Genomic DNA, 21,914 nt, shown 5'->3' on the forward strand with positions numbered 1-21,914 from the left:
GCGGGGTGGCCACCGGGTCCCTGGCATCCGGCAGGCCGCAGGCGGCAGGACCGTCGAGGAGAACACCATGGCGCAGGCCCTGATTCGATGGCATGGAGATGGCGCGACGCCCGGCCCGGCGCCCGTGCCGGGGTGGCGGCATGTGCGGTCGCTGGCGTGGGTGCTCGCCATCTCGGTCTGGCTGGCGCTGGCAGGCGGCTGTGCGAGCCTGCCCGCCAATGCCGGGCGCACGCCAAGCTACGCCGCGACCGATACCGGCACGACGCTGCTGGCAAGGTCGCTGGCGCCACGGCTGGGGCAGAATCCAGGGCAGTCGATCTTCTATCCGCTGGGCGCGGGGCCCGATGCGCTGACGGCGCGCATGGCACTGGCGCGGGCCGCGCAGAAGACACTGGACCTGCAGTACTACATCTATGACGTCGATACCACGGGCAGTGCGCTGCTGGGCGAGGTGATCGACGCCGCCGATCGCGGCGTACGCGTGCGCGTGCTGCTGGACGACATCCATACCGGCAAGCAGGACAAGATCTGGGCGGCGGTGGATTCGCATCCGAACATCGAGGTGCGCATCTTCAATCCGTTTGCCAACCGCAACGCCCGCTGGCTGGAGCTGCTGTTCGATTTCGGCCGCCTGAACCGCCGTATGCACAACAAGCAGATGACGGTGGACAACCTGGTGTCGATCATGGGCGGCCGCAATATCGGCGACGCGTACTTCTCGGCCAAGTCCGACATGGCGTTCAGCGACCTCGACGTGATGGTGGCCGGCCCAGTGGTGCCGGCCGCCAGCAAGGTGTTCGACGAATACTGGAACAGCGAAAACGCCTATCCCGTGGCCACGCTGACCCCGGAAGGCAAGGAGGCCCCCGACGAACTGCGCGCCTTCCGCAAGCAGATCGAGGCCAAGGGCGACACGGCCCGCGCCAGCCCGTTCGTGCAGGAACTGCTGGATTCGGGCCTGGCGCGCGGCATCGAGTCGGGCCGCCTGCCGGGCTACATGGGCGCGGCGCGCGTGATTGCCGACAAGGCCGACAAGATCGAGGAATCCGCCGACGACCCCTCCACGCACGCCATTCCGCAGCTACGCGCGATGATGGAAAAGGCCCGGACAGAGCTGGTGCTGGTTTCCCCGTACTTCGTGCCCAACAAGAACGGTGAGGCGTGGCTGGCCGCCATGGTCAAACGGGGCGTCAAGGTGCGTGTGCTGACCAATTCCTTCGCCGCCACCGACGTTGCGGCGGTGCATGCCGGGTACGCGCCCACGCGCAAGCGGCTGCTGGAGGCCGGCGTGGAACTCTACGAACTGAAACCCACGGCCAATGCCGACCTGGTGCGCAGCAGGGCCAGCAAGTCGCGCATGTTTGCGTCGAGCCGCGCAAGCCTGCATGCCAAGGCCTACGTGGTGGACCGCCAGACGCTGTTCATCGGGTCGATGAATCTGGACCCGCGATCGATCAAGCTCAATACCGAAATGGGGGTGGTGCTGGACAGTCCGGCGCTGGCCAGGCTGCTGGTGGAGGACATGGACCGCCGGCTGCTCGATATCGCCTACCGCGTGGGCCTGAAAACCGGCGACAGCGGTGCGCAGTCGCTGACGTGGACCACGCGCGACAACGGCAAGGAAACCACCTACGAGCACGAGCCGGACATGAGCATGTGGCAGCACATGGGCATCGACGTCCTGCAGTTGCTGCCCGTGGACGAGCAACTGTAGTCAAGGCCGCCACGGGGCAGGCCTGGCCAGACTAGGGCGCGGCGGTCTCGCCGCCGCCGTCCGGCTGCAGCAGTTGCAGCAGGTATGCCTGCAGGCGCGACAGTTCGCCGGCGATGCCACCCGGAAAACCTTGCCGGTCGCCGCGCTTGTCGATCAGCAGTTCGGCGACGAAGGCGGATACGGCGGCGGCGTTGCCCAGCGCGGCCAGCTGGTTGCCGATGCGCGGATACGCGTAGAACAGCTCCAGCGGACGGACTTCACGCGGCAACTGGGCCAGCCACCTGAGCGCCACGGGCGTCAGCGACAGGTTGATCGGGTCCGGCGCCTGGCGCAGTTCGCTCCAGTCGACGTGCGCCGAGGCAGGCGGGTCGCCGTCCAGTACCTTCCTGGCTTCTTCGACCGTGACGAATTCGAACGACAGGGGATCCATGATGGGTGGCTCGATGTGGGCAGGGCGCGCGGGCATCCACCCCTTCGGGGCAGATTTCGTGCTGCCGCCCATGTTAACGGATCGGTGAAGCGTTTCGTTAGCGGCAAGGCACGACCCGGGCCCGGCCCGGCGCGGGCGCGGATCTCATGGCAGGCTGCCCGATGTCTCATGGCAGGCAAACGCCCGTTTGCCACACTGCAGGCATGAACCGGAGCCTGCCATGACCTGGGATTTGCTGATCGAATCGGACTGCGTACCCGTGCCACTGCGCGCGGGCGCCCGTGTGACCTGCCGCGCCGGCCAGTTGTGGATCACCGTCGAGCACCGGCGCGCCCGGCCGTCGGCGGATATCGTGCTGTCGGCCGGCCAGCAGTGCCGCGTGGAGGAGGACGGCGTCTATTTCCTGAGCGCACTGCGTGCGCTGGGCGCGGTGCAATGCCACATCACGCCGGCCGCCAGCCAGCAGTTGGCGCTGCGCCCGGCCTGACGCGCGCCGCTTCCTCGGCAATCCAGTCGGCCACGTGGCGCACGTCGTCGCGCGGGGTCTCGGTGGCATGGATCAGCCAGAACGCGTTGGGGCTGGGCATGACCGCGCCTGCCGTGGTGACTACGTTCAACTGGCCGCCTTCGATCAGTGACTGGATCAGCTCCAGACGGCCAAGCGCCACGCCTTGTCCCGCCAGTGCCGCATGAATCACCTGATCATACTGATTGAAGCGCAGGATGCCGCGCCGGGCGGCCTGCCGGTAGCCTTGCGCGCCAAGCCAGTTGCGCCAGTGCAGCCATGGGCGCGGATCGTCGAATTCGAGCAATGGCAATGCCGCCAGCGCTTCGGCCGAGGTCACGCGGGTGGCGCCCAGCGCCGGATTGGCCACGGGTGCGATGGTTTCGTCGAACAGCCGCACGGCGTGGGGCGGCGCGGCCGATGCCGGGCAATAGCGGATGGCCAGGTCGATGCCATCGGCGCGCAGGTCGCTGATCTGGTTGCTGGCGGACAGCCGCACGTCGAGCTTCGGATGCCGGCGCTGCAAGCTGCCCAGCCGTGGCAGCAACCACAGGCCGGCCACGCCGATGCTGGCCGTGACCGTGACGGGCTGGCTTCCATCGCGCTTGCGCAGTTCCGCGGCCACGTCCTGCAACTGCTGCACCGCGCCGTCGGCGCTGCGGAACAGGCGTTCGCCTTCGGGCGTGAACGCCACGCCGCGATGCTGGCGTACGAACAGGCGTACCTGGAGCTGGTCTTCCAGCGCGCGGATCTGGCGGCTTACGGCCGATTGGGTCAGGCACAGGTCGTCGGCGGCCTGCGTGATGCTCATGCGCCGGCCCACGGCCACAAAGCCCTTGAGCAGATCGAGCGGAAACAGGCGGACGAGCGGGACGGACATGGCAAAGCCTCAAGGGGGCGCTGGCGAGCCCCATTACAGCACGGAAATCCGCTCCGCTGCCATGCGCGGATGGAATGGCAGAACGCCTGAAATCTCGTTTGAACCGGCGCCCGGAATCGCTTGAAATAAAGCCGATCGGAACTGCCGCCACTGGAGCCCGCCATGTCGCTTCGCCAGCCTTCGCATGATGTCCGTGCATTGCAACCGGGCGGGGCGCCGCCCTGGTGGCGCGGCACCGTCTTTCTGCTGCTGGCAGCCGGGCTCGTGATGGGCCTGGCGCTGGGGGTGCGCCACGTGCAGGGCCTGTTCCTGCTGCCGGTGATCGCCGAACGGGGCTGGACCCGCGAGACATTCGGCTTTGCGATGGCCGTGCAGAACCTGGTGTGGGGCATCGCCCAGCCGCTGACCGGCATGGTGGCCGACCGCTTCGGGTCGTGGAAGGTGATGCTGGCCGGTCTGTTGCTGTACGCGGCCGGACTCTGGGGCATGGCGCTGGCGCCGTCGTCGATGGCATTCGTGCTGGCGGGTGGCATCTGTATCGGCATCGCGCAGTCCGGGACGACGTTCGGCGTGGTCTATGGCGCGCTGAGCCGCATGGTGCCGCCGGCGCAGCGCAGCCGCACGCTGGGCATTGCCGGGGCGTGCGGGGGCATCGGGCAGTTCCTGATGGTGCCGTCGGCGCAGGCGCTGCTGTCGGTGGCGGGGTGGCAGCTGACGTTGATGATCTTTGCCGGGGCGGCCCTGTTGCTGGTGCCGTTGGCGCTGCCGTTCCAGGATCGCGCGACGGGCGGCGATGCCAGGGGCGACCAGCCTTCGATGCGGGCCGCCATCGGCGAGGCCTTCCGGCATCCGGGGTTCTGGCTGCTCAACCTGGGCTTTCTGGCATGCGGCTTCCAGCTGGCGTTCATCGCCAACCATCTGCCGGCCTACCTGCGCGACCAGGGCATGCAGCCGGCCAGCGCGATGATTGCGCTGGCCCTGATCGCACTGGCCAATATCGCGGGCACCTACGCCTTCGGCTGGCTGGGCGGGCGGCACGTGAAGAAGTACCTGCTGGCCGGCATCTACCTGACGCGCACATCGGCGATGGCGCTGTTCCTGCTGCTGCCGCTCAGCCCGCTCACGCTTTACGGGTTTGCGGCCGTGATGGGCTTCCTGTGGCTGGGCACGGTGCCATTGACCAGCGGCATCGTCTCGCAGGTGTTTGGCGTGCGGTACATCACCACGCTGTTCGGCTTTGTGTTCCTTGGCCATCAGCTGGGGTCGTTTCTGGGTGTGTGGCTGGGCGGGCTGGTGTTCGAACTGACGCATTCCTATGATCTGGTGTGGATGGGTGCGATGGCGCTGGGCGTGATCGCGGCGGCGTTGCATTGGCCCATCGACGACCGCGAGATCGTGCGCGCGCCATGGCAGGGGCTGCGGCCTTGAGCGCCTGCATGGAATAAAGGGCTGGCCTGACGTGTTTACGCATCAGGCAGGCTGCGTGCCGGGCGCGGGAGGTGGAGTATGCTTGGCACGCACGTCCTGTCATTCCCGTATCCGGAGGCCGCCATGCCGTTTCGTTTTTCCGTTTGGACGGGTGCCGTCGCGGCAGCCGTTGTGCTGAGCGCCTGCGCATCGCTGCAGCCGGTGGAGACTGGCCAAAAGCTGATCGGCAGCCCGCAGGCCGCCGTGCAACAGGCGTTCGGCACCCCCACCGATACGTTCCAGATGGCCAACGGCACCCAGCGGTGGATCTATTCCAAACAGCCGTACGGCTACGAAATCTACGCGGCCGACTTCGATGCCAGCGGCAAGCTGACGAATTTCCGCCAGACGCTGACCGAAAACGAGATCTACACCGCACGGCCCGGCCAGTGGACCAAGCAGGATGTGCTGGAACGCTGGGGCAGGCCCAAGGAGCCGATCCAGTACTACGCGCTGATGAAGCGCGAGGCGTGGTCGTACCGGATGTACCTGCCCGGCTACCTGCCGGCGCACTTCAGCGCCTACTTTGACGACAACGGCGTGTTGGACCGGACGATGATCATCCAGGACTCGCGCGGCGGCGAACGCAGCCGGCGATAGGCGAACGGCTATCCACGGCGCGCCGGGTGGGCCGGCGTGGCCGTCCGCATGGTCCCCCGAGTGGCGCCATTGCAACAATCCACATTGAAGACTCAACTAATTCCCGGGTGAAGCGCGCGTTCATTGTATAAACACGAATTATTCGCATTACGATTTGTGTTGAAATGCGGCGCACGCCGCATCGTGCACGTCGAGCCAGCACACCGCCAATAACAATCCCGGGAATTCCGATGTTCTTGCACCGTCCGTCCAACGGTCGCGCCAGCCTGCGCGCGCGCGTTTCTGTCCGTTCTTCGCTGCCAGCCACCGCGCTGTCGCCTGTTGCCGCCGCAGTGCTGGGCCTGTCGCTGTCACTGTCGCTGTCCGCGCCCGCCCACGCGCAGGTCCAGGCCCAGCCGGCCGATCCGGGCGCCACCGCCACGCTGCCCACGGCCACCGTGGTGGCCGACCGGTCCGGCGAGGCGGTCAAGGTCGAGCGCGTGAGCAACGGTGCGCTGGGCGACCGCAAGGCCGTGGATACGCCGTTCTCGGTCAACGCGGTGTCCAGCGATGAAATCCAGCAGCGCATGTCGCAGACCGCCAACGATGTGTTCAAGTACGACCCCGCCGTACAGGTGCTGGGCGACAACGCACGCACCGAGAACTCGTACTTCTCCGTGCGCGGCATTCGCGTGGACATGCTCAACGGCACGAAGGTGGATGGCCAGAACTTCGTCACGTGGGATGCCGACATCCCGCTGGAGCCGTTCGAGCAGGTGGAGCTGCTCAAGGGCCTGTCTGGCTTCATGTACGGCTTTGGCTCGCCGGGCGGCATCATCAACTACGTGGCCAAGCGGCCCACCGACACGCCGCTGCGCGAGGTGACCATTGGCTACCAGACCAACAACGTCTGGAGCGAGAAGGTCGACGTGGGCGGCCGCTTCGGCAATGACGACCGCTTCGGCTACCGCATCAACGCCGTGAACGAGGACGGCAACACCAGCGAACAGGGCGTGCACGTGCGCCGCCAGACGTTTTCGCTGGCCACCGACTTCCGCATCACGCCGGACCTGACGTGGAATGCCGACATCATGTACTGGAAGCGCAAGTCGCAGGGCACGATCTTCGGGCTGTCGTTCGGCACGGATACCATCCCCGCCGCCAGCAGCGTGGCGCGCAACCTGGCCCAGCCGTGGTCGTCGCACGAGACCGACACGCTGACCGTGGGCACCGGCGTGGACTACCGCATCAACAGCGACTGGAAGACCAGCTTCAAGTACCGCTTCGCCCGCCAGAACCGCCTGAATGCCGACAGCTTCCTGTTTGTCACGGACGACGCAGGGAACTACTCGGACACCAACTACCGCTGGAAGACCGCCTACTACTATCAGGCGTACGACGCGATGGTGCAGGGCAAGTTCGACACAGGGGGCCTCAAGCACGAGATCGTGGCGGGCGTGGGCTACCTGTCGCAGGTGCGCGAGCTGGACAACGGCCTGGGCGGCAACGGCATCTTCATGGGGATGAACAACCTGTACAACCCCATCGCGCTGGACGAGCAGGCCGGCGTGGGCAAGGACTACATTCCGTACCGCGACTACAAGATCCAGCAGAAATCGGTCTACCTGAGCGACACGGTGCAGATCACGCCGCGCCTGTCGGTGCTGGCCGGCCTGCGCTACAACATGTTCTCGCAAGACAACTACAGCCCCGAAGCGGTCCGGACGTCGCGCTACAGCGCCAACCCGATCACGCCCACAGCGGCGGTGATGTTCAAGACGGACGATTTCTCGACCGCCTACGTGAGCTACGTGGAATCGCTGGAACCGGGCGGATCGGCCGGCCCGACCGCCGCGAACGCTGGCGAGACCTTCGGCCCGCTCAAGAGCCGCCAGTACGAGGTGGGCTTCAAGACCGACCGCGACAGGTGGGGCGCCAACCTGGCCCTGTTCCGCGTGGACAAGGGCTACGAGTACACCAACACGTCGAACGTCTTCGTGCAGAACGGCAAGCAGCGCTTCACGGGCGTGGATACCAGCGGCTGGTGGCGTGTGGCGCGTGACGTGCGCCTGATGGGCGGCGTGCTGTGGCTGCACACCAAAACCACGGACGTTGACGATCCGCAGGTCAACGGCAACCGGGTCTTCGCCACGCCGAACTACATCGTGACCGGCCGCGTCGAGTACGACACGCCGTTCGTACCCGGCCTGACGCTGTGGACGGGCGCCAAGGTGACCGGCTCGATGTACGTGAACTCGGCCAATACGCAGCAGATTCCGTCGTACACCACGGCCGACGTCGGCGCGCGCTACACCACCCGTATGGCCGGCAAGCAGGTGACCGTGCGCGCGGTGCTGAACAACGTGTTCAACCGCCGCTACTGGACCACCACCTATGACGGCTTCGTGCTGCCGGCGGCCACGCGCACGTTCCTGATGAACGCCTCGCTGCAGTTCTGATGGATTGAAATGCAGGCGGCCGGCAGGGGCCGCCGTTCTCAGCCTCGGCGCACCGCCGTGACTTTGCCGCCCATCACGTCGATAGTGCGCCGCTGCGGGTTGTAGTCCATCGTGCCCGGCATATGCTGGCCTTCGCGATTGCCGAAGCGCCATGCGCAGCCTTCGAGCAGTTTGGCCGCGTCCGCCTCGGTCTTGCCGATCAGCGCGTTGTCGCCGAGCTTGTCGGCCTGGCAGCCCTCGGGCGTGCCACGGCCGCCTTGCGGGCCCGGATTGGCCACGCCGGCAGTCGGCGGCTGCGGCGGCTGCGGCTGCGCGGCGCAGCCGGCCATCATCGTGGCCATTGCCACGGCGCCCGTGAGGGCCATCCCTTTCCAGTTCGGTGCAGTCATGCAGAGGCTCCTTGGCCGTATGAGGGAGCCCCGATTCTAGCGGACCCTGCGTTCACGGCGACTTGCGCGCCGTGGAGCGTCCGCGCCCGCGCGGTGCCGGGGCCGCGAACATCGACATGTCGCGCACGATGCAGCCCAGCAGCGTGTCGGCGGCCACGCCCAGCGGGCGGCCCGCCTTGACCAGCAACCGCGCCTTGGCCGCCTCGAACAGCGGGTGGGCGATCGGCAGGGTCACCAGTTCGCCCGAGCCCAGTTCCCGATACGCGGCAAACGCGCCGATCAGCGTGATGCCGTGGTGGCGTTTGACGAAGTGCCGCAGCACGGCCAGCGAATTGGTGGTCAGCGTGGGCCGGATCTGGATGTTCTCGGCGTACGCCAGCATCTGCACGATCTGCCCGAGCCCGAACGCCGGCGGCATCATCGCCAGCGGGTAGTCGGCAAGCTCGCGCACATCCACGGTGGTGCCGCGCAGCGCCAGCGGGTGCCCGGCATGCACCAGCAGCACCACCGGCTGGGACGACGTGGCCACCCAGCGCACATCGGCATGCGACGGCGGGTTGTAGGCCAGGCCGATATGCGCGCGGCTTTCGGCCACCTCCTGCAGCACGTTGTTGACGGGCAGGATGTCCACCGTGACGTCAAGCCGGGGGTATTGCGCGCAGAAGTCGGTGAGCACCTCGTCCATCAGGCCATCGACATAGCCCTCGCTGGTGGCAATGCGGATCTGGCCGTGCTGCAAGCCACGCAGCGCCTGCAGACGGTCTTCGAACAGCTCCTGCTGCGCCCGGCAGCCCTGCCAGTATTCCAGCAGGTGCAGCGCCACCTCGGTGGGCTGGACGCCGCGTGCGTGGCGGTCGAACAGCGGCGCGCCGACTTCGTCCTCCAGCAGGCGGATCTGGCGCGTGATGACCGACGGCGATGTGTTGATGCTGTCGGCCGCGCCCCGGATCGATCCGTGCGTGAGCACCTCATGGAAATAGCGCAGCCTGCGCTGGTTCAGTTCTCGCATGTCGAAAGCCAAGCTGTTGCCGATTGGGCAACGATAGCCGACTTAAGTTGCTCTTGCTCTGCTTTTTCATCTGGCCGACGATCCTTCGACAACAAGAAAAAGCGACAGCACAACGTTCATCGCATCCAAAGGACGACCACGGGAGAGACCGCATGTCCACCACACTGCCCCCATGCACCACGCTGGCGCACGACCGCGCCGCGCAACAGGCGCTGTACCGCAAACTGAACTGGCGCCTGCTGCCCTTCCTGCTGCTCTGCTATACGTTCGCCTACCTGGACCGCGTCAATATCGGCTTCGCCAAGCTGCAGATGCAGAGCGACCTGGGCTTCTCCGACGCTGTGTACGGCCTGGGTGCCGGCATCTTCTTCTTCGGCTATGTGCTGTTCGAGATCCCCAGCAACCTGCTGCTGCCCCGCATCGGGGCGCGCAAGACCATCAGCCGCATCCTGGTGCTGTGGGGCCTCACGTCGGCCGGCATGATGTTCGTGCGCGACGAAACCACGTTCTATGTGATGCGCTTCCTGCTCGGCGTGTTCGAGGCGGGTTTTGCGCCGGGCATGATCTTCTACCTGACGTACTGGTACGGCCAGCAGCGCATGGCGCGCGTGATGGCCGTGGTAATGCTGGCGGGCCCCCTCGGCGGCATCTTCGGCTCGCCGCTGTCCACGTGGCTGATGACTGGCCTGTCGGGCACGCATGGCCTGGCAGGCTGGCAGTGGATGTTCCTGGTGGAAGGCCTGCCGTGCGTGTTGCTGGGCGTGCTGGCGCTGCGCGTGCTGGCGGACCGGCCGGCCGATGCAAAGTGGCTGACCGATACCGAAAAGCGCATGATTGCCGCTGAACTGCACACGCCCGGCGCGGGCCACCATTCGTTTGGCCAGGTGGCGCGCGATCCGCGCGTGTACCTGCTGGCCTTCGCCTACTTCACGATGATCTGCGGCATCTACGCGGTCAGCTTCTGGCTGCCGTCGATCATCAAGGCCGATGGCGTGACCGACACCATGCAGATCGGCCTGTATTCGATGATCCCGTATATCGCGGCCGCCATTGCGATGGTCGTGATCGGCCGGCGCTCGGACCGGCGCGGCGAGCGGCGCCTGCATAGCGCCGTGCCCGCCTTCATCGGGGCCGCGGCGCTGGCGGTGGCCACGCTGTCCAGCGGCAACCTGGCGGTGTCGCTGTTGTGCATGACGATCGCCACGGCGATGATGTGGACGGCCTACACGGTGTTCTGGGCCATTCCGTCGCAATACCTGAAGGGCGATGCCGCCGCCGGGGGTATCGCACTGATCAACACGATCGGCCTGATCGGCGGCTTCCTGAGCCCGACCATCATCGGCTGGGTGCGCACGGCGACCGGCAGCATGCAGGCCGGCCTGCTGGTGATGGTGGCGCTGCTGGTGGCCGGCGCGGTGACGCTGGTGGCCAACCGCATGCCCGCGCCGCACGCCCGTCCGGCCACGGTTTGACGACAACATGAACATGGAGAGCCCCTTGGCACCCCGAATCCTGATCGCCGGTTTCCAGCATGAAACCAATACGTTTGCGCCATCCAAGGCCACCTACGCCAGTTTCGAGCGCGGCGAGGGCTTCCCGGCCATGGCGCGCGGCCACGATGTGCTGGCGCTGCGCGATGTGAATATCCCCGTGGGCGGATTCATCCAGGCCGCGCAGCGCAACGGCTGGGCCCTGCGCCCGGTGATCTGGGCCGGCGCGAGCCCGTCGGCGCATGTGACCCGGGATGCGTTCGAGCGCATCGCCGGCGAAATCGTCGCGGCGGCCCGCGCGGGCGGTTTCGATGCCATCTACCTGGACCTGCACGGCGCGATGGTGGCCGAGCATGCCGACGATGGCGAGGGCGAATTGCTGGCGCGCCTGCGCGAGGTGATCGGCCCGGCGGTGCCGCTGGTGGCGTCGCTGGACCTGCACGCCAATGTCACGCAGCGCATGCTCGATGCCGCCGATGCGCTGGTGGCGTATCGCACGTATCCGCACGTCGACATGGCCGAAACCGGCGTGCGCGCCGCCGAACTGCTGCAGCCGCTGCTGGCCGGCCCGCGCCGCTGGCGTGCCGCCGCCCGCCGCCTGCCGTTCCTGATTCCGATCAACGGCATGTGCACGATGCTGGAGCCCGCGCGCGGCCTGTACGCGGCGCTGGCCGAGCTGGAAGCGGGCGGGGTGGTGTCGCTGTCGTTCGCGCCCGGCTTCCCGGCCGCCGACTTTCCGGAGTGCGGGCCGGTGATCTGGGGCTATGGCGACGATGACGCCGCCGCCGAAGCCGCCGTGCAGTCGCTCTACGACCGGATGCTGGCCGAGGAGGCCGCATGGGAGGTGCCGTTCCTGTCCCCCGACGACGCGGTGCGCCAAGCCATGCGGATGGCCGAAGGCGCCACGCGCCCGGTGGTCATCGCCGATACCCAGGACAACCCCGGTGCCGGCGGCGACTCGAACACGATGGGCATGCTGCGCGCGCTGCTGCGCAACGGCGCGCAGGGCGCGGCCATCGGCCTGATCTGGGACCCGGCCGTGGCGGCCGCCGCGCATCGCGCCGGTGTGGGCGCGGTGATCGACGTGGCGCTGGGGGGCGTGTCGGGCGTGCCGGGCGACGAGCCGCTGCAGGGGCGCTTCGAGGTGCTCAGGCTGTCGGACGGCGTCTGCCGCTTTGGCGGCCCGATGATGCACGGCATGCTGGCCGATGTCGGGCCCGTGGCGCTGCTGGGTATCGGCGGCGTGCAGGTGGTGGTCAGCGGCGGCAAGGCGCAGATGCTCGATCGCAACCTGTATCGCGTGGGCGGGGTCGAGCCCGAGGCGATGAAGATTCTGGTGAACAAGAGCTCGGTACATTTTCGCGCGGACTTCCAGGGAATCGCCCATGCCGTGCTGGTGGCCAAGGCACCGGGGCCGATGACGGCCGACCCGGCCGACCTGCCGTGGACGCGCCTGGCGCCAGGCATCCGCCTGAAGCCGATGGGGGAGCCGTTCCGGGCCTGACGCCTGACGCCGGAAGCCTGAAGCCGGGCGACCAGGCGCCGGCGTTCAGAGCTTCTGCAATGCGGCCAGCCGGAAGATCTTCGCCCACAGGTTGGCTGCGTCCCGGTCGGCTACCGGTATCACCCATTCGCCCGGCTTGCCGTGGCGCAGGCCAACGACCACATACCAGCGGCCCTGGCGCGCCTCGGGCCGGGCGGCCTCGATGTCCGCGAAGATCAGCACCTGGCGCTGGCCGTTCATCTCCAGCACGCAGTTCTTGCGTTCGGCGTCGACCTTGAGAGACCCCCATTCGCCGCGCAGGGCCAGGATGCGCTCGCCCTTGACGCGCCGGCCGTGGATGGCCCGGTAGCGGCGCAGCGCCGCCACGCACAGCGCCGCCAGTATCGCCAGGATCAGAATGTCGGCGGCGGCGCCGGCCAGCGTGCCGGAAGCGGCCGTCACCAGCTGGTAGAGCCGGACCAGGCCATAAACGAAGGCAACGAGGATCGCGATGCCTAGGAGGATGAAGGGCACGTCCTGATTCCTGAAGGGTGGCGGGTAGGGCGGTGGATGCGGGCGGCGTCGGGGTATGCCCCGGCGCCAGTGTCGGACCGTGCGGGCCTATAATGGTTCGCCCCGCATCGACGGACGGGGTTGCCATCCGGTTCGGCCCATCGTCAATGCCATCGTATCCTCTCGTCCTTTGCCTGACCATTGCCGTGGTGTGCAGTGTGGGCATGGCCGTCGCGGCCTGGCCGCGCCGCGATGACCCTACCGTCCGTGCATTCCTGGTGCTGGCGGCGGGCGTCACCATCTGGAGCGGCGGCCGGTTGCTGGAAATCAGCGAGACGGCGCTGCCAGGCCGGATCTTCTGGGCCAAGTTCCAGTATGCGGGCATCGTGGCCGTGCCGATCGGCTGGCTGGTGGCGATGGTTCACCTGAGCCGGCCTCGCTTTGTCGTGCCGTGGTCGATGCTCTGGGTGCCGGTGTTCTTCGCGGTGCTGACGCTGGCGCTGGTATTCACCAACGAACGCCACCACCTGATCTGGACGTCGATCGAACTGATGCCGCCGGGCGTGTCGCCGGGCGCGGTGTTTCGCCACGGCATCGGCTACACCGCGGTGGCCGCCTGGACCTACGCGATGCTGGGCCTCAGCATGTATTTCCTGGCCACCGCCGAGGTGCCGAACGCGGCGCTGTCGGCGCGCGGCCGCAATGTGCTGATGGCGGGGCTGTTCCTGCCGCTGGTGACGCACATCGCCTACCTGTACCGCTGGACCGGCCCGCTGGGCGGCGACCTGACGCCGGCCACCTTTTCGCTGATGACCCTGCTGGTGTGGGTCTGCGCGCTGCGCAAGCACCTGGACGATACCGGCCACTACGCGCGGCTGCGCGTGTTCGACGCGATCCGCGAGGGCTGCGCGATCCTGGGCGCCGACGGACGCATCGTCGAGTTCAATCCCGCCGCTGCCCGGCTGGTGCCCGACCTGCGCCGTGGCCAAATGCCGCCGCCGGCCTGGCACCACGCGCTGAGCGATCCCGACGAGGTGGTGCCGTTCATCCCCGATGGCCTGGGCTACGAACTGACGGTGGAGCCTGTGTGCCGGATGGACGGCAAGCAGATCGGCCTGCTGGTGTTCATGCGCGATATCAGCCGCTACCAGTCGCGCGAACAGGCGCTGGCCACGCAGCTTGGCGAAACGGCGGAGCAGCTGTCGCGCGTGCAGGCCGACCTCGATATCGACGCGCTGACCGGCATTCCCAACCGGCGTTACTTCCAGCGCGAATCGCTGGCCGCCGTGGCACGCGCCCATGAGCGCGACAAGGAAATCGGCCTGCTGATCCTGGACGTCGACCTGTTCAAGCAATTCAACGACCTGTACGGGCACCCCTGCGGCGACGACTGCCTGCGCCAGGTGGCCGAAGCCCTGACCGGCGTGCTGCGTGGCCCGCAGTTCTGCGCCCGGCTGGGCGGCGAGGAATTCGCGGTGGTACTGCCGGATTCGTCGGCGGACGAAACGCGCGCCATCGCCCGCAGCATGGTGGCGGTGGTGCGAGACCTGGCCATTCCGCACAACGGCACGCCCGTGCAGCCCTACGTGACGATCAGTGTGGGCGCGGTATGCGCGGTGCCCGAAGCCCCGCGTCTGGAGCCGCTGCTGCACCGCGCCGACAGCGCGATGTACCGCGCCAAGCGGGCGGGGCGCAACCGCTACGTGGTCGATGGCAGCCTGTACCTTGGGGTGCAGAACAGCTGATTTTGGCGATCCCGTGAAAAAGGGCTTGCAAATCGCCAGAGCTTATGTAGAATTCGCGTCTCGCTTCAACGCAGCAATGCAGCGAAACGAAGCCCAGATGGCGGAATTGGTAGACGCACTAGGTTCAGGTCCTAGCGGTGGCAACACTGTGGAGGTTCGAGTCCTCTTCTGGGCACCAATTCAAGACCCCGCTCAACGAGCGGGGTCTTTTCATTTGTACGTCCAGAAAGGGCAGTCCCTGCGGACTGCCCGTGGGACTCGAAAAGCTTGCGCCTGCAGGCGCAAGCCGGGGTCGCGCCTGGGTGACCGAGTCCTCTTCTGGGCACCAATTCAAGACCCCGCTCAACGAGCGGGGTCTTTTCATTTGTACGCCCAGAAAGGGCAGTCCCTGGCTTTCGCCGGGCTGGCCCTCTCTGAGGCACGTGGACGGCGGCGGTTTGCTCCCCTCTCCCGCACGGCGGGAGAGGGGCGGGGGAGAGGGCGGGCGTATCAAGCTGCCACGCCGCCCACGCCCCGGCCCACCGCAACGCGCGCGTCCTGCGTCGCGGCCTGCCGGACCACATCCCCCACCATCTCGGCCGTCACTGCCGATAGCGTCCAGCCCAGGTGTCCGTGCCCGGTGTTGTAGAACACGTTGGCGGCGTGGCCACGGCCTACGCGCGGCATCATGTTTGGCATCATCGGACGCAGGCCGGCCCAGGGCACCACGCTGCGCGTGCTGACGCCGGGGAAGCAGGCATGCACCCAGTCGACCAGCGGACGGATGCGGTCGGCGCGGATGTCGCGGTTGATGCCGTTGAACTCGGCCGTGCCGGCCACGCGGAAGCGGTCCGCGCCCAGGCGGCTGGTCACGAGCTTGGTTTCGTCGTCGAGCAGGCTTACCGTCGGCGCGCTGGCCTGGCTTTGCGCATCGTTCAGGTTCACCGTGATCGAGTAGCCCTTCACCGGATAGATGTTGACGCGGTCGCCCAGCTGCCGGGCAAAGGCGCGGCTGGCCACGCCCGCGCACACCACCACGCCATCGAATTCGCGCGATGTGGGCAGGTTGTCTTCCGCCGACACCACGGTCGCGCGCCGGCCCGTGGTGGACACCGAGCGCACGTCCTGGTTGTACAGCGTGTGCACGCCCAGGCGCCGGATCGCCGCGGCCAGGCCGCTGGTGAACTTGTGGATGTCGCCCGTGGCGTCGCTCTCGGTGTAGTAGCCGCCGTAGTAGTCGCCGGCCAGCGTGGGCTCGATGTCGCGCATCTCGGCGGGCGTGACCGCGTGGCGCTCGAGCCCGCCTTCGGCCAGCAGCTTCGACACCCGACCGGCATGCTCGAATCCCGCCTTGTTGCGATAGATATGCAGGATGCCGCGCCGCTTCAGGTCGAAGTCGATGCCTTCGGCGTCGGCCCAGGCAAACAGGTGCTGGCGCGCGGCGATGGCCAGGCGCGCGGTCTCGACCGTGTTGGCGCGGTAATGCGGGATCGACGCCATGAACTCGGCGAACCAGCTCAGCTTGTGCCAGGTGGGGCGCGGATTCACCAGCAGCGGCGCATCGGCGCGCAGCATCCATTTAAGGCCCTTGGCCAGCGTGGACCAGTGCGTCCAGACTTCGGCGTTCGAGGCCGACAACTGGCCGCCGTTGGCGAACGACGTTTCCATGGCCGCATAGCGATGCCGCTCGAACAGCGTGACGGAGAACCCGCGCCTGGCCAGCGCGTACGCGGTCGTGACGCCGGTAATACCGCCGCCGATCACTGCAATGGATTTCATGTGGAAGGTCTTTCAGGACGTCATGGGGTGGCAGTCCACGGCGCACCATGCGCTTCTCGCGGACGCCCCCTCTGTCCTTGACCTGAGAGATTCGCGAGCCGGGGCTCGCTTGCTCCTTCGGTACCGCCGGCCGACGTACAAGCCGGGGTTCTTCAGAGTTCAATGGCGATACCGGTCCTTTTGCCTGAGAGTTTCCGGGGCGGTTGCTCCTTCGGCGCCGCGCTGCCTGGCGGCAGCGACGGGCTCTCCCGATATCGCGGGTACAACGGTGGCCACTATGCCATAGAAATTAAGGATTCGGCCATCAGGTTTGTTGCCGTCAGGCCGAAGGCACCAGAAAGCGTTGCGCCAGCCGCACCCAGGCTGCGGCGCCCAGCGGCAGCACCTGGTCGTTGAAGTCGTAGCCGGGGTTGTGAACCATGCAGCCGCCGAATTCGCCTTCGCCGTTGCCCAGGATCAGGTAGCAGCCGGGCACCGCATCGAGCATCCAGGCGAAGTCCTCGCTGCCATTGAGGCCCTTGGGCGCCTGCGTGACCACGTGCTCGGCGCCCACCAGCTCCTGGCAGACCTCGGCAGCCAGCGCGGTGGGGGCGGCCGCGTTGACCATCGGCGGCGTGAGCTGGCGATAGTCGATCTGCGCCGTCACCCCATGGGCCTGCGCGGTCAGGCTGACAATCTCGTAGATGCGGGCTTCCACCAGCGCGCGCGTTTCGGGCCGCGCCGCGCGCACATTGAGGCCGAGCTTGACCTCCTCCGGAATCACGTTGTGCGTGGCACCGGCGTGGATGAAGCCGACCGATACCACGGCGGTGTCGTCGGGCGCCACGTTGCGCGCCACCACCGTTTGCAGCGCGGTGATGATGGCGGCCGACGCGGCAATGGGGTCCTTCGAACGATGGGGCATCGCGCCATGGCCGCCGACGCCGCGGATCGTGACATCGGCCACGTCGGACGACAGGCTGACCGGCCCCTCCAGCACCCGGAACGACCCGGCCGGCACGCCCGGCATGTTGTGCAGCGCGAAGACCGCATCGCACGGAAAACGCTCGAACAGGCCGTCTTCCATCATCGCGCGCGCCCCGCACAGGTTCTCTTCGTCGGGCTGGAAGATCAGGTTCAGCGTGCCGTCGAAGCTGCGCGACCTGGCCAGCGCGTGGGCGGCGGCCAGCAGGATGGCGGTATGGCCATCGTGCCCGCAGGCGTGCATGCGGCCGGGCGTCTTGCTGGCGTAGGGCAGGCCGGTGGCCTCGACGATCGGCAGGGCGTCCATGTCGGCCCGGATGCCCAGCCGTCGCGTGCCGTTGCCGACCTTCAACTGGCCCACCACGCCGCTCTTGCCAATGCCGGTGTGCACCGCGTAGCCCCAGCTTTCCAGCAGCGTGGCCACCAGGCGGCTGGTGGCGCCAACTTCGAAGCCCAGTTCGGGCTGCGCATGGATCTGGCGGCGGATATTGACGAAGGTCTCGGTGTCGATGGCAGGCAACAGGTGCGGCAGCAGCTGAAACGGGGTCAGGGTCGGTTCTCGGGTCATGGTGAGGTCTCGGAAAGTCAGATTCGCGGCGTCGCGACGGATATCGACAGGGATCAGTGTTCGCGTTTCTCGACGATGCGCAGCACGGCCACCAGGGCCAGCACGCCGCACGCCATCATGTAGAAGGCGGGGGCCATCGGGTTGCCGGTCTTCGCCAGCAGCCATGTGACGACGAACTGCGACGACCCGCCGAACACCGTCACGCCCACGCTGTAGATCACGGCCAGGCCCGTGGCGCGCACGCCGGCGGGCAGCATTTCCAGCAGCATCAGGAACAGCGGCGTGGTGCCCAGGTTGATGCTGGCAGTCAGCAGCGCGGACAGGCCCAGCACCAGCGGCACGCTCGGGTAGTGGTTCATCAGCCAGAACGCGGGATAGACGGCCATCAGGCTGAACAGCAGCGACCCGACCACCAGCGGCTTGCGGCGATCAAGGCGGTCCGCCAGCGTGCCGGCAACCAGCGACACCACCAGCAGCGTGACGCCCGTGACGCAGCCCGACAGGAACGACAGCGACGCCGGCATATGCAGCACGCGGATCATGTACGTCGGCATGAAGAACACCACGAGGTACATCGTGGCCGTACCGGCGGTGCCGGCCAGGATGCCCAGCACCACCTTGCCGGCGTGACGGCGGAACAGTTCGCCGACCGGGCTCGGCGCATGGGCGTCGGCCTCGTGCGTCTCGTCGAGATTGGCGCGGATGTAGAGACCTACCGGCGCGATCAGCAGCCCGAGCAGGAACGGCACGCGCCAGCCCCAGCTTTCCAGCGCGGCGGTGGGCAGCAAGGCATAGAGCGTGGCGCCCGTGGCGGCGCCCGCCAGCGCGGAAATGCCCTGGCTGCCGATCTGCCAGCTCACGCGCCAGCCGCGGCCCTTTACATCGCCGCCTTCCATCAGCATCGCCGTGGAGGCGCCAATCTCGCCGCCCAGCGAAAAGCCTTGCAACAGCCGGCCCGCCAGGATGGTCAGCGACCCGAGGACGCCGGCCGTGGCGTAGGTGGGGGCCAGCGCGATGCACAGCGTGCCCAGCACCATCAGGCCGATGGTCAGCGTCATGGCGGCCTTGCGGCCATGGCGGTCGGCATAGTTGCCGATCAGCACGCCGCCCAGCGGCCGCATGACAAAGCCGATGCCGAACGTGGCCACGGCCAGCAGCAGCGACCCGTACGGGCTATCCGACGGAAAGAACAGCTTGCCGATCAGCAGCGAGAAGAAGCTGTAGACCGTGAAGTCGAACATTTCCAGCGCATTGCCGATGGAGCATGCGGCGATCAGCCGGAACTGGCTTTGCTTTGCCCTGGCCGGGGTGGCGGAAGTGGCGGGGGCGGCGACGCTGGCAGCGGAGAGCGGCGTGCCGGCGGGCAAGGTGGCGTCGTTCATGTGGGGGCTCCACGAACTGGGTTGCGGAAATCGTGGAGCCCTGGCGGGCATCCATCGCTCGGGTTGTACGTCCTTGGCGATGCAGTATTCCGGCAAACACGCCGCCCCGAAAATCATTTATTGTCATCGTGATAACGAAATGGCATCACCGGCACCATCACTGGCCACGTACCATCAGGACTAGTACCTACGCGGCGCATTCCGGTGTGCCATGCACGGCAATTGCGCAGGCGCGCACCATCGCAAGGCATCGGCGGCAAGCCGGTGGGGAGAAACCCTGATGAAGCTGCAACAACTGCGCGTGCTGCTGGCGGTGGCCCAGCACGGCAGCATCCACGAGGCTGCGCGTAGCCTGCATACCTCGCAGCCTGCGCTGTCGAAGGCCATTGCGGAGCTGGAGCGCGAACTGGGCGTGACGCTGATGTCGCGCTCGGTGCGGGGGGTGAGCCTGACGGCCTATGGGCTGGCGCTGGTACGGCGTGCCACCGTGGTGGAGCAGGAACTGCGGCACGCGCTGGAAGATATCGAGTCGATTCGCGGGCACGCCGAGGCACAGCTGCATATCGGCTTTACCGCCGTGGCGTCGAGCGGCGCGCTGCCGGAGGCAATGGCCGCCTACCGGCAGAGTTATCCGAATGTCACGCTGCGCGCGCTGGAGCTGCGTCCGCAGCAGATCCTGGAAGGGTTGCGCGAGGGGCGGCTCGATCTTGGCCTGATCTCGACCAACAGCGGCCCCGGTGGCGGCGGCATGCAGTGGGAGCCGCTGTTTTCGGTCGGCATGGGCCTGGCCGTGCGGCCCGGGCATCCCCTGCGCCGTGCGCGACGCCTGCGTGCGCTGCTCGATGCGGACTGGCTGACGCTCGACCCGCTGGACGATCCCGGCAGCCCCCTGGCGAGCCTGATGCGCCTGCACCGCCTGGACATGCCCAGGCGCATCGTGCAGAGCGCGTCGAACCTGCTTGGACTGCAGCTGGCAACCAGGACCGACCTGATCAGCGTGTGGTCGAACTACGTGTTCGATGGCACGGGGCCGCTGAAGCTGGACCCCGAGGCCCTGGTGCGCTTGCCGATTGCCGACGAGCTGCCCGACTTCCAGCTTTTTCTGGTCTATCGCTCCGAGGACCTGATGACGCACGCCTGCGCGCAATTCACGCGCGAGGTGCGGCATGCGGCAAAGCCGCGCCGCGCACGCTGAGTCAGGCCGGGGCGCGCGGACGTGGCGGCCTGGCGGCTACTGCTTCAGCAGTTTCAGCAGTTCGTGGGCGCCAGCCTCGGACGACGCGGGGTTCTGGCCCGTGACCAGCTGACCATCGACCACGGCGTAGCTGCCCCAGTCATCGGTGCGCGAGAACTGCCCGCCGTTTGCCTTCAGTACGTCTTCCACCAGATACGGCACGACACTGGTCAGCTGCACGGCCTCTTCCTCGGTATTGGTGAAGCCCGTGACCTTGCGGCCCTTGACCAGCGGCTCGCCGTCGGCCCGCTTCACGTGGCGCAGCACCCCCGGTGCGTGGCACACCAGGGCCATGGGTTTGCCGGCGCGGTCGAAGGCTTCGATCAGCGCGATGGAGCGCTTGTCTTCGGTCAGGTCCCACAGCGGGCCGTGGCCGCCGGGATAGAAGACCGCGTCGAAGTCGTCGGCCTTGACCTGATCCAGCGTCAGCGTGGCTGCAAGTTGCTTCTGGGCGGCCGGGTCGCCCTGGAACCGGCGCGTGGCGTCGGTCTTGAAGTCGGGTTCGTCGCTCTTGGGATCGATTGGCGGCTGGCCGCCCTTGGGTGTCGCCAGCGTGACGTCGACGCCGGCATCCTTGAACACGTAGTACGGTGCCGCGAATTCCTCTAGCCAGAAGCCGGTCTTCTTGCCCGTGTTGCCAAGCTGGTCATGCGAGGTGAGCACCATCAGGATCTTCATTGTCGTTCTCCGGGTTGGTTGGCGCCGCGGCCACGCACGCGCAGCGGCGTTGGCAACCATCGTAGGCAGCGCGTGGCAATTCCGAAAGCCCGACGTTTCCGGTTATCAGGGCGAGCGGTCGGCGTCGCGCTGCTTGCGTCCGGTAAGCATCGCGGCGATCAGGTTTTCGCGGCCCTTGAGGCTCATCGCGATGGCCGCCGCCACATGCAGCGCAATCAGGCCGAGCAGCGTATTCGACAGCCAGCGATGGATGTCGATGGGCCAGTCCTCGCCCCAGAACGGGTCGAGCCGCGACATCCAGCCGGTGACGGCCAGCGCCAGGATCAGCGCCCACATGGCCAGCATCGTGACGGCGCCCAGCGGGGTATGGCTGACGAAGCGCGGCGCGCGGCCGCGCATCAGTGCACGGCCATAGGCCAGTACGCCGGCGGGACGCGGCAACCAGGCCCGGAAGCGTGCATGCTCGGTGCCGACGAAGCCCCAGACGATGCGGAACAGCACCAGCCCGGCGGCCACGTAGCCCAGGATGCGGTGCAACGAGTCGCCCGAATCGTCGATCAGGTCATAGCAGACGATGGCCGCCACGCTCCAGTGCGTGAAGCGGACGGCCACGTCCCAGACGCGAATCGTGTCGCGCGGATAAACGCGATCCGCCGGGGTGGCCATGC

The 21,914-nt window shown here is 67.5% G+C and carries 19 protein-coding genes, 1 tRNA gene and 1 riboswitch; of the genes, 10 read left to right on the plus strand and 10 right to left on the minus strand.

Annotation, left to right across the window (positions count from 1 at the left end):
* Positions 1-67 precede the first annotated feature (67 nt).
* Positions 68-1,714: a phospholipase D family protein gene (locus D9X30_RS06815; protein WP_153946979.1), complete on the plus strand. Its 1,647-nt coding sequence runs from the start codon at positions 68-70 to the stop codon at positions 1,712-1,714.
* Positions 1,715-1,745: 31 nt separating this feature from the next.
* On the opposite strand, the gene D9X30_RS06820 is transcribed toward D9X30_RS06815, so the two are convergent.
* On the minus strand, positions 1,746-2,144 hold the full coding sequence (locus D9X30_RS06820; protein WP_153946980.1) for a hypothetical protein: 399 nt from the start codon (positions 2,142-2,144) through the stop codon (positions 1,746-1,748).
* A 220-nt stretch (positions 2,145-2,364) separates the two neighbouring features.
* Between D9X30_RS06820 and D9X30_RS06825 the strand changes: the two genes are divergently transcribed.
* Positions 2,365-2,631: a DUF2917 domain-containing protein gene (locus tag D9X30_RS06825; protein ID WP_153946981.1), complete on the plus strand. Its 267-nt coding sequence runs from the start codon at positions 2,365-2,367 to the stop codon at positions 2,629-2,631.
* On the opposite strand, the gene D9X30_RS06830 is transcribed toward D9X30_RS06825, so the two are convergent.
* Complete coding sequence (locus tag D9X30_RS06830; protein ID WP_153946982.1) at positions 2,588-3,529, minus strand: LysR substrate-binding domain-containing protein; 942 nt, start codon at positions 3,527-3,529, stop codon at positions 2,588-2,590. The genes D9X30_RS06825 and D9X30_RS06830 overlap by 44 nt on opposite strands.
* A 162-nt stretch (positions 3,530-3,691) precedes the next feature.
* Between D9X30_RS06830 and D9X30_RS06835 the strand changes: the two genes are divergently transcribed.
* The 3 genes from D9X30_RS06835 to D9X30_RS06845 all read left to right on the plus strand — a co-directional run bounded on the left by D9X30_RS06835 (position 3,692) and on the right by D9X30_RS06845 (position 8,034).
* Positions 3,692-4,957 carry an MFS transporter gene (locus D9X30_RS06835; protein WP_153946983.1) on the plus strand — a complete coding sequence of 422 codons (1,266 nt, stop codon included), beginning with the start codon at positions 3,692-3,694 and terminating at the stop codon, positions 4,955-4,957.
* 123 nt (positions 4,958-5,080) lie between these two features.
* Positions 5,081-5,596 (plus strand): hypothetical protein, encoded by a 516-nt coding sequence (locus tag D9X30_RS06840; RefSeq protein WP_153946984.1) that lies wholly within the window; start codon positions 5,081-5,083, stop codon positions 5,594-5,596.
* A 230-nt stretch (positions 5,597-5,826) separates the two neighbouring features.
* Positions 5,827-8,034 carry a TonB-dependent siderophore receptor gene (locus D9X30_RS06845; protein WP_153946985.1) on the plus strand — a complete coding sequence of 736 codons (2,208 nt, stop codon included), beginning with the start codon at positions 5,827-5,829 and terminating at the stop codon, positions 8,032-8,034.
* Between the two features lie 38 nt (positions 8,035-8,072).
* Here the strand turns inward: D9X30_RS06845 and D9X30_RS06850 are convergent, their stop codons facing one another.
* Complete coding sequence (locus tag D9X30_RS06850) at positions 8,073-8,423, minus strand: hypothetical protein (protein ID WP_153946986.1); 351 nt, start codon at positions 8,421-8,423, stop codon at positions 8,073-8,075.
* A gap of 52 nt (positions 8,424-8,475) precedes the next feature.
* Entirely contained in the window at positions 8,476-9,432 is a 957-nt protein-coding gene (locus tag D9X30_RS06855; RefSeq protein WP_153946987.1) for a LysR family transcriptional regulator, read from the minus strand.
* A 152-nt stretch (positions 9,433-9,584) separates the two neighbouring features.
* Between D9X30_RS06855 and D9X30_RS06860 the strand changes: the two genes are divergently transcribed.
* Both D9X30_RS06860 and D9X30_RS06865 read left to right on the plus strand, forming a co-directional pair.
* On the plus strand, positions 9,585-10,904 hold the full coding sequence (locus D9X30_RS06860; RefSeq protein ID WP_153946988.1) for an MFS transporter: 1,320 nt from the start codon (positions 9,585-9,587) through the stop codon (positions 10,902-10,904).
* Between the two features lie 25 nt (positions 10,905-10,929).
* Complete coding sequence (locus tag D9X30_RS06865) at positions 10,930-12,426, plus strand: M81 family metallopeptidase (RefSeq protein ID WP_153946989.1); 1,497 nt, start codon at positions 10,930-10,932, stop codon at positions 12,424-12,426.
* A 45-nt stretch (positions 12,427-12,471) separates the two neighbouring features.
* Here the strand turns inward: D9X30_RS06865 and D9X30_RS06870 are convergent, their stop codons facing one another.
* The gene (locus D9X30_RS06870) at positions 12,472-12,939 is read right to left on the minus strand and encodes a hypothetical protein (RefSeq protein ID WP_249640904.1); all 468 of its coding nucleotides are present in this window, start codon (positions 12,937-12,939) and stop codon (positions 12,472-12,474) included.
* 146 nt (positions 12,940-13,085) lie between these two features.
* On the opposite strand from D9X30_RS06870, the gene D9X30_RS06875 reads away from it, so the two are divergent.
* Positions 13,086-14,663: a diguanylate cyclase domain-containing protein gene (locus D9X30_RS06875; RefSeq protein ID WP_153946990.1), complete on the plus strand. Its 1,578-nt coding sequence runs from the start codon at positions 13,086-13,088 to the stop codon at positions 14,661-14,663.
* A 91-nt stretch (positions 14,664-14,754) separates the two neighbouring features.
* Positions 14,755-14,841: transfer RNA gene (locus tag D9X30_RS06880), tRNA-Leu, on the plus strand.
* 311 nt (positions 14,842-15,152) lie between these two features.
* Here the strand turns inward: D9X30_RS06880 and D9X30_RS06885 are convergent.
* From D9X30_RS06885 to D9X30_RS06895, 3 genes are all read right to left on the minus strand, one after another.
* A complete protein-coding gene (locus D9X30_RS06885) occupies positions 15,153-16,421 on the minus strand; it encodes a D-amino acid dehydrogenase (protein ID WP_153946991.1) in 1,269 nt (422 codons plus the stop codon).
* A 162-nt stretch (positions 16,422-16,583) separates the two neighbouring features.
* A riboswitch (glycine riboswitch) is annotated at positions 16,584-16,682 on the minus strand.
* A 58-nt stretch (positions 16,683-16,740) separates the two neighbouring features.
* Positions 16,741-17,952: a M20 aminoacylase family protein gene (locus D9X30_RS06890; RefSeq protein WP_153946992.1), complete on the minus strand. Its 1,212-nt coding sequence runs from the start codon at positions 17,950-17,952 to the stop codon at positions 16,741-16,743.
* Between the two features lie 53 nt (positions 17,953-18,005).
* Positions 18,006-19,334, minus strand: coding sequence for an MFS transporter (locus D9X30_RS06895; RefSeq protein ID WP_153946993.1), 1,329 nt, complete (start codon positions 19,332-19,334; stop codon positions 18,006-18,008).
* Between the two features lie 280 nt (positions 19,335-19,614).
* Between D9X30_RS06895 and D9X30_RS06900 the strand changes: the two genes are divergently transcribed.
* Positions 19,615-20,529 (plus strand): LysR family transcriptional regulator, encoded by a 915-nt coding sequence (locus D9X30_RS06900; RefSeq protein ID WP_153946994.1) that lies wholly within the window; start codon positions 19,615-19,617, stop codon positions 20,527-20,529.
* Between the two features lie 36 nt (positions 20,530-20,565).
* Here D9X30_RS06900 and D9X30_RS06905 read toward each other — a convergent pair whose 3' ends face one another.
* On the minus strand, positions 20,566-21,246 hold the full coding sequence (locus tag D9X30_RS06905) for a type 1 glutamine amidotransferase domain-containing protein (protein WP_153946995.1): 681 nt from the start codon (positions 21,244-21,246) through the stop codon (positions 20,566-20,568).
* Between the two features lie 105 nt (positions 21,247-21,351).
* Complete coding sequence (locus D9X30_RS06910) at positions 21,352-21,912, minus strand: cytochrome b/b6 domain-containing protein (RefSeq protein WP_153946996.1); 561 nt, start codon at positions 21,910-21,912, stop codon at positions 21,352-21,354.
* Between the last annotated feature and the right edge of the window lie 2 nt (positions 21,913-21,914).

This window comes from Cupriavidus sp. U2, from assembly GCF_009663685.2.
Classification (GTDB): Bacteria; Pseudomonadota; Gammaproteobacteria; order Burkholderiales; family Burkholderiaceae; genus Cupriavidus; species Cupriavidus necator_C.

Bases quoted from the DNA above. Each gene is read 5' to 3' on its own strand.
- D9X30_RS06885 (WP_153946991.1), bottom strand. From the start codon at position 16,421: ATGAAATCCATTGCAGTGATCGGCGGCGGTATTACCGGCGTCACGACC.
- D9X30_RS06910 (WP_153946996.1), bottom strand. From the start codon at position 21,912: ATGGCCACCCCGGCGGATCGCGTTTATCCGCGCGACACGATTCGCGTC.
- D9X30_RS06860 (WP_153946988.1), top strand. From the start codon at position 9,585: ATGTCCACCACACTGCCCCCATGCACCACGCTGGCGCACGACCGCGCC.
- D9X30_RS06850 (WP_153946986.1), bottom strand. From the start codon at position 8,423: ATGACTGCACCGAACTGGAAAGGGATGGCCCTCACGGGCGCCGTGGCA.
- D9X30_RS06830 (WP_153946982.1), bottom strand. From the start codon at position 3,529: ATGTCCGTCCCGCTCGTCCGCCTGTTTCCGCTCGATCTGCTCAAGGGC.
- D9X30_RS06840 (WP_153946984.1), top strand. From the start codon at position 5,081: ATGCCGTTTCGTTTTTCCGTTTGGACGGGTGCCGTCGCGGCAGCCGTT.
- D9X30_RS06820 (WP_153946980.1), bottom strand. From the start codon at position 2,144: ATGGATCCCCTGTCGTTCGAATTCGTCACGGTCGAAGAAGCCAGGAAG.
- D9X30_RS06845 (WP_153946985.1), top strand. From the start codon at position 5,827: ATGTTCTTGCACCGTCCGTCCAACGGTCGCGCCAGCCTGCGCGCGCGC.
- D9X30_RS06825 (WP_153946981.1), top strand. From the start codon at position 2,365: ATGACCTGGGATTTGCTGATCGAATCGGACTGCGTACCCGTGCCACTG.
- D9X30_RS06895 (WP_153946993.1), bottom strand. From the start codon at position 19,334: ATGAACGACGCCACCTTGCCCGCCGGCACGCCGCTCTCCGCTGCCAGC.
- D9X30_RS06890 (WP_153946992.1), bottom strand. From the start codon at position 17,952: ATGACCCGAGAACCGACCCTGACCCCGTTTCAGCTGCTGCCGCACCTG.
- D9X30_RS06815 (WP_153946979.1), top strand. From the start codon at position 68: ATGGCGCAGGCCCTGATTCGATGGCATGGAGATGGCGCGACGCCCGGC.
- D9X30_RS06855 (WP_153946987.1), bottom strand. From the start codon at position 9,432: ATGCGAGAACTGAACCAGCGCAGGCTGCGCTATTTCCATGAGGTGCTC.
- D9X30_RS06900 (WP_153946994.1), top strand. From the start codon at position 19,615: ATGAAGCTGCAACAACTGCGCGTGCTGCTGGCGGTGGCCCAGCACGGC.
- D9X30_RS06875 (WP_153946990.1), top strand. From the start codon at position 13,086: ATGCCATCGTATCCTCTCGTCCTTTGCCTGACCATTGCCGTGGTGTGC.
- D9X30_RS06835 (WP_153946983.1), top strand. From the start codon at position 3,692: ATGTCGCTTCGCCAGCCTTCGCATGATGTCCGTGCATTGCAACCGGGC.
- D9X30_RS06905 (WP_153946995.1), bottom strand. From the start codon at position 21,246: ATGAAGATCCTGATGGTGCTCACCTCGCATGACCAGCTTGGCAACACG.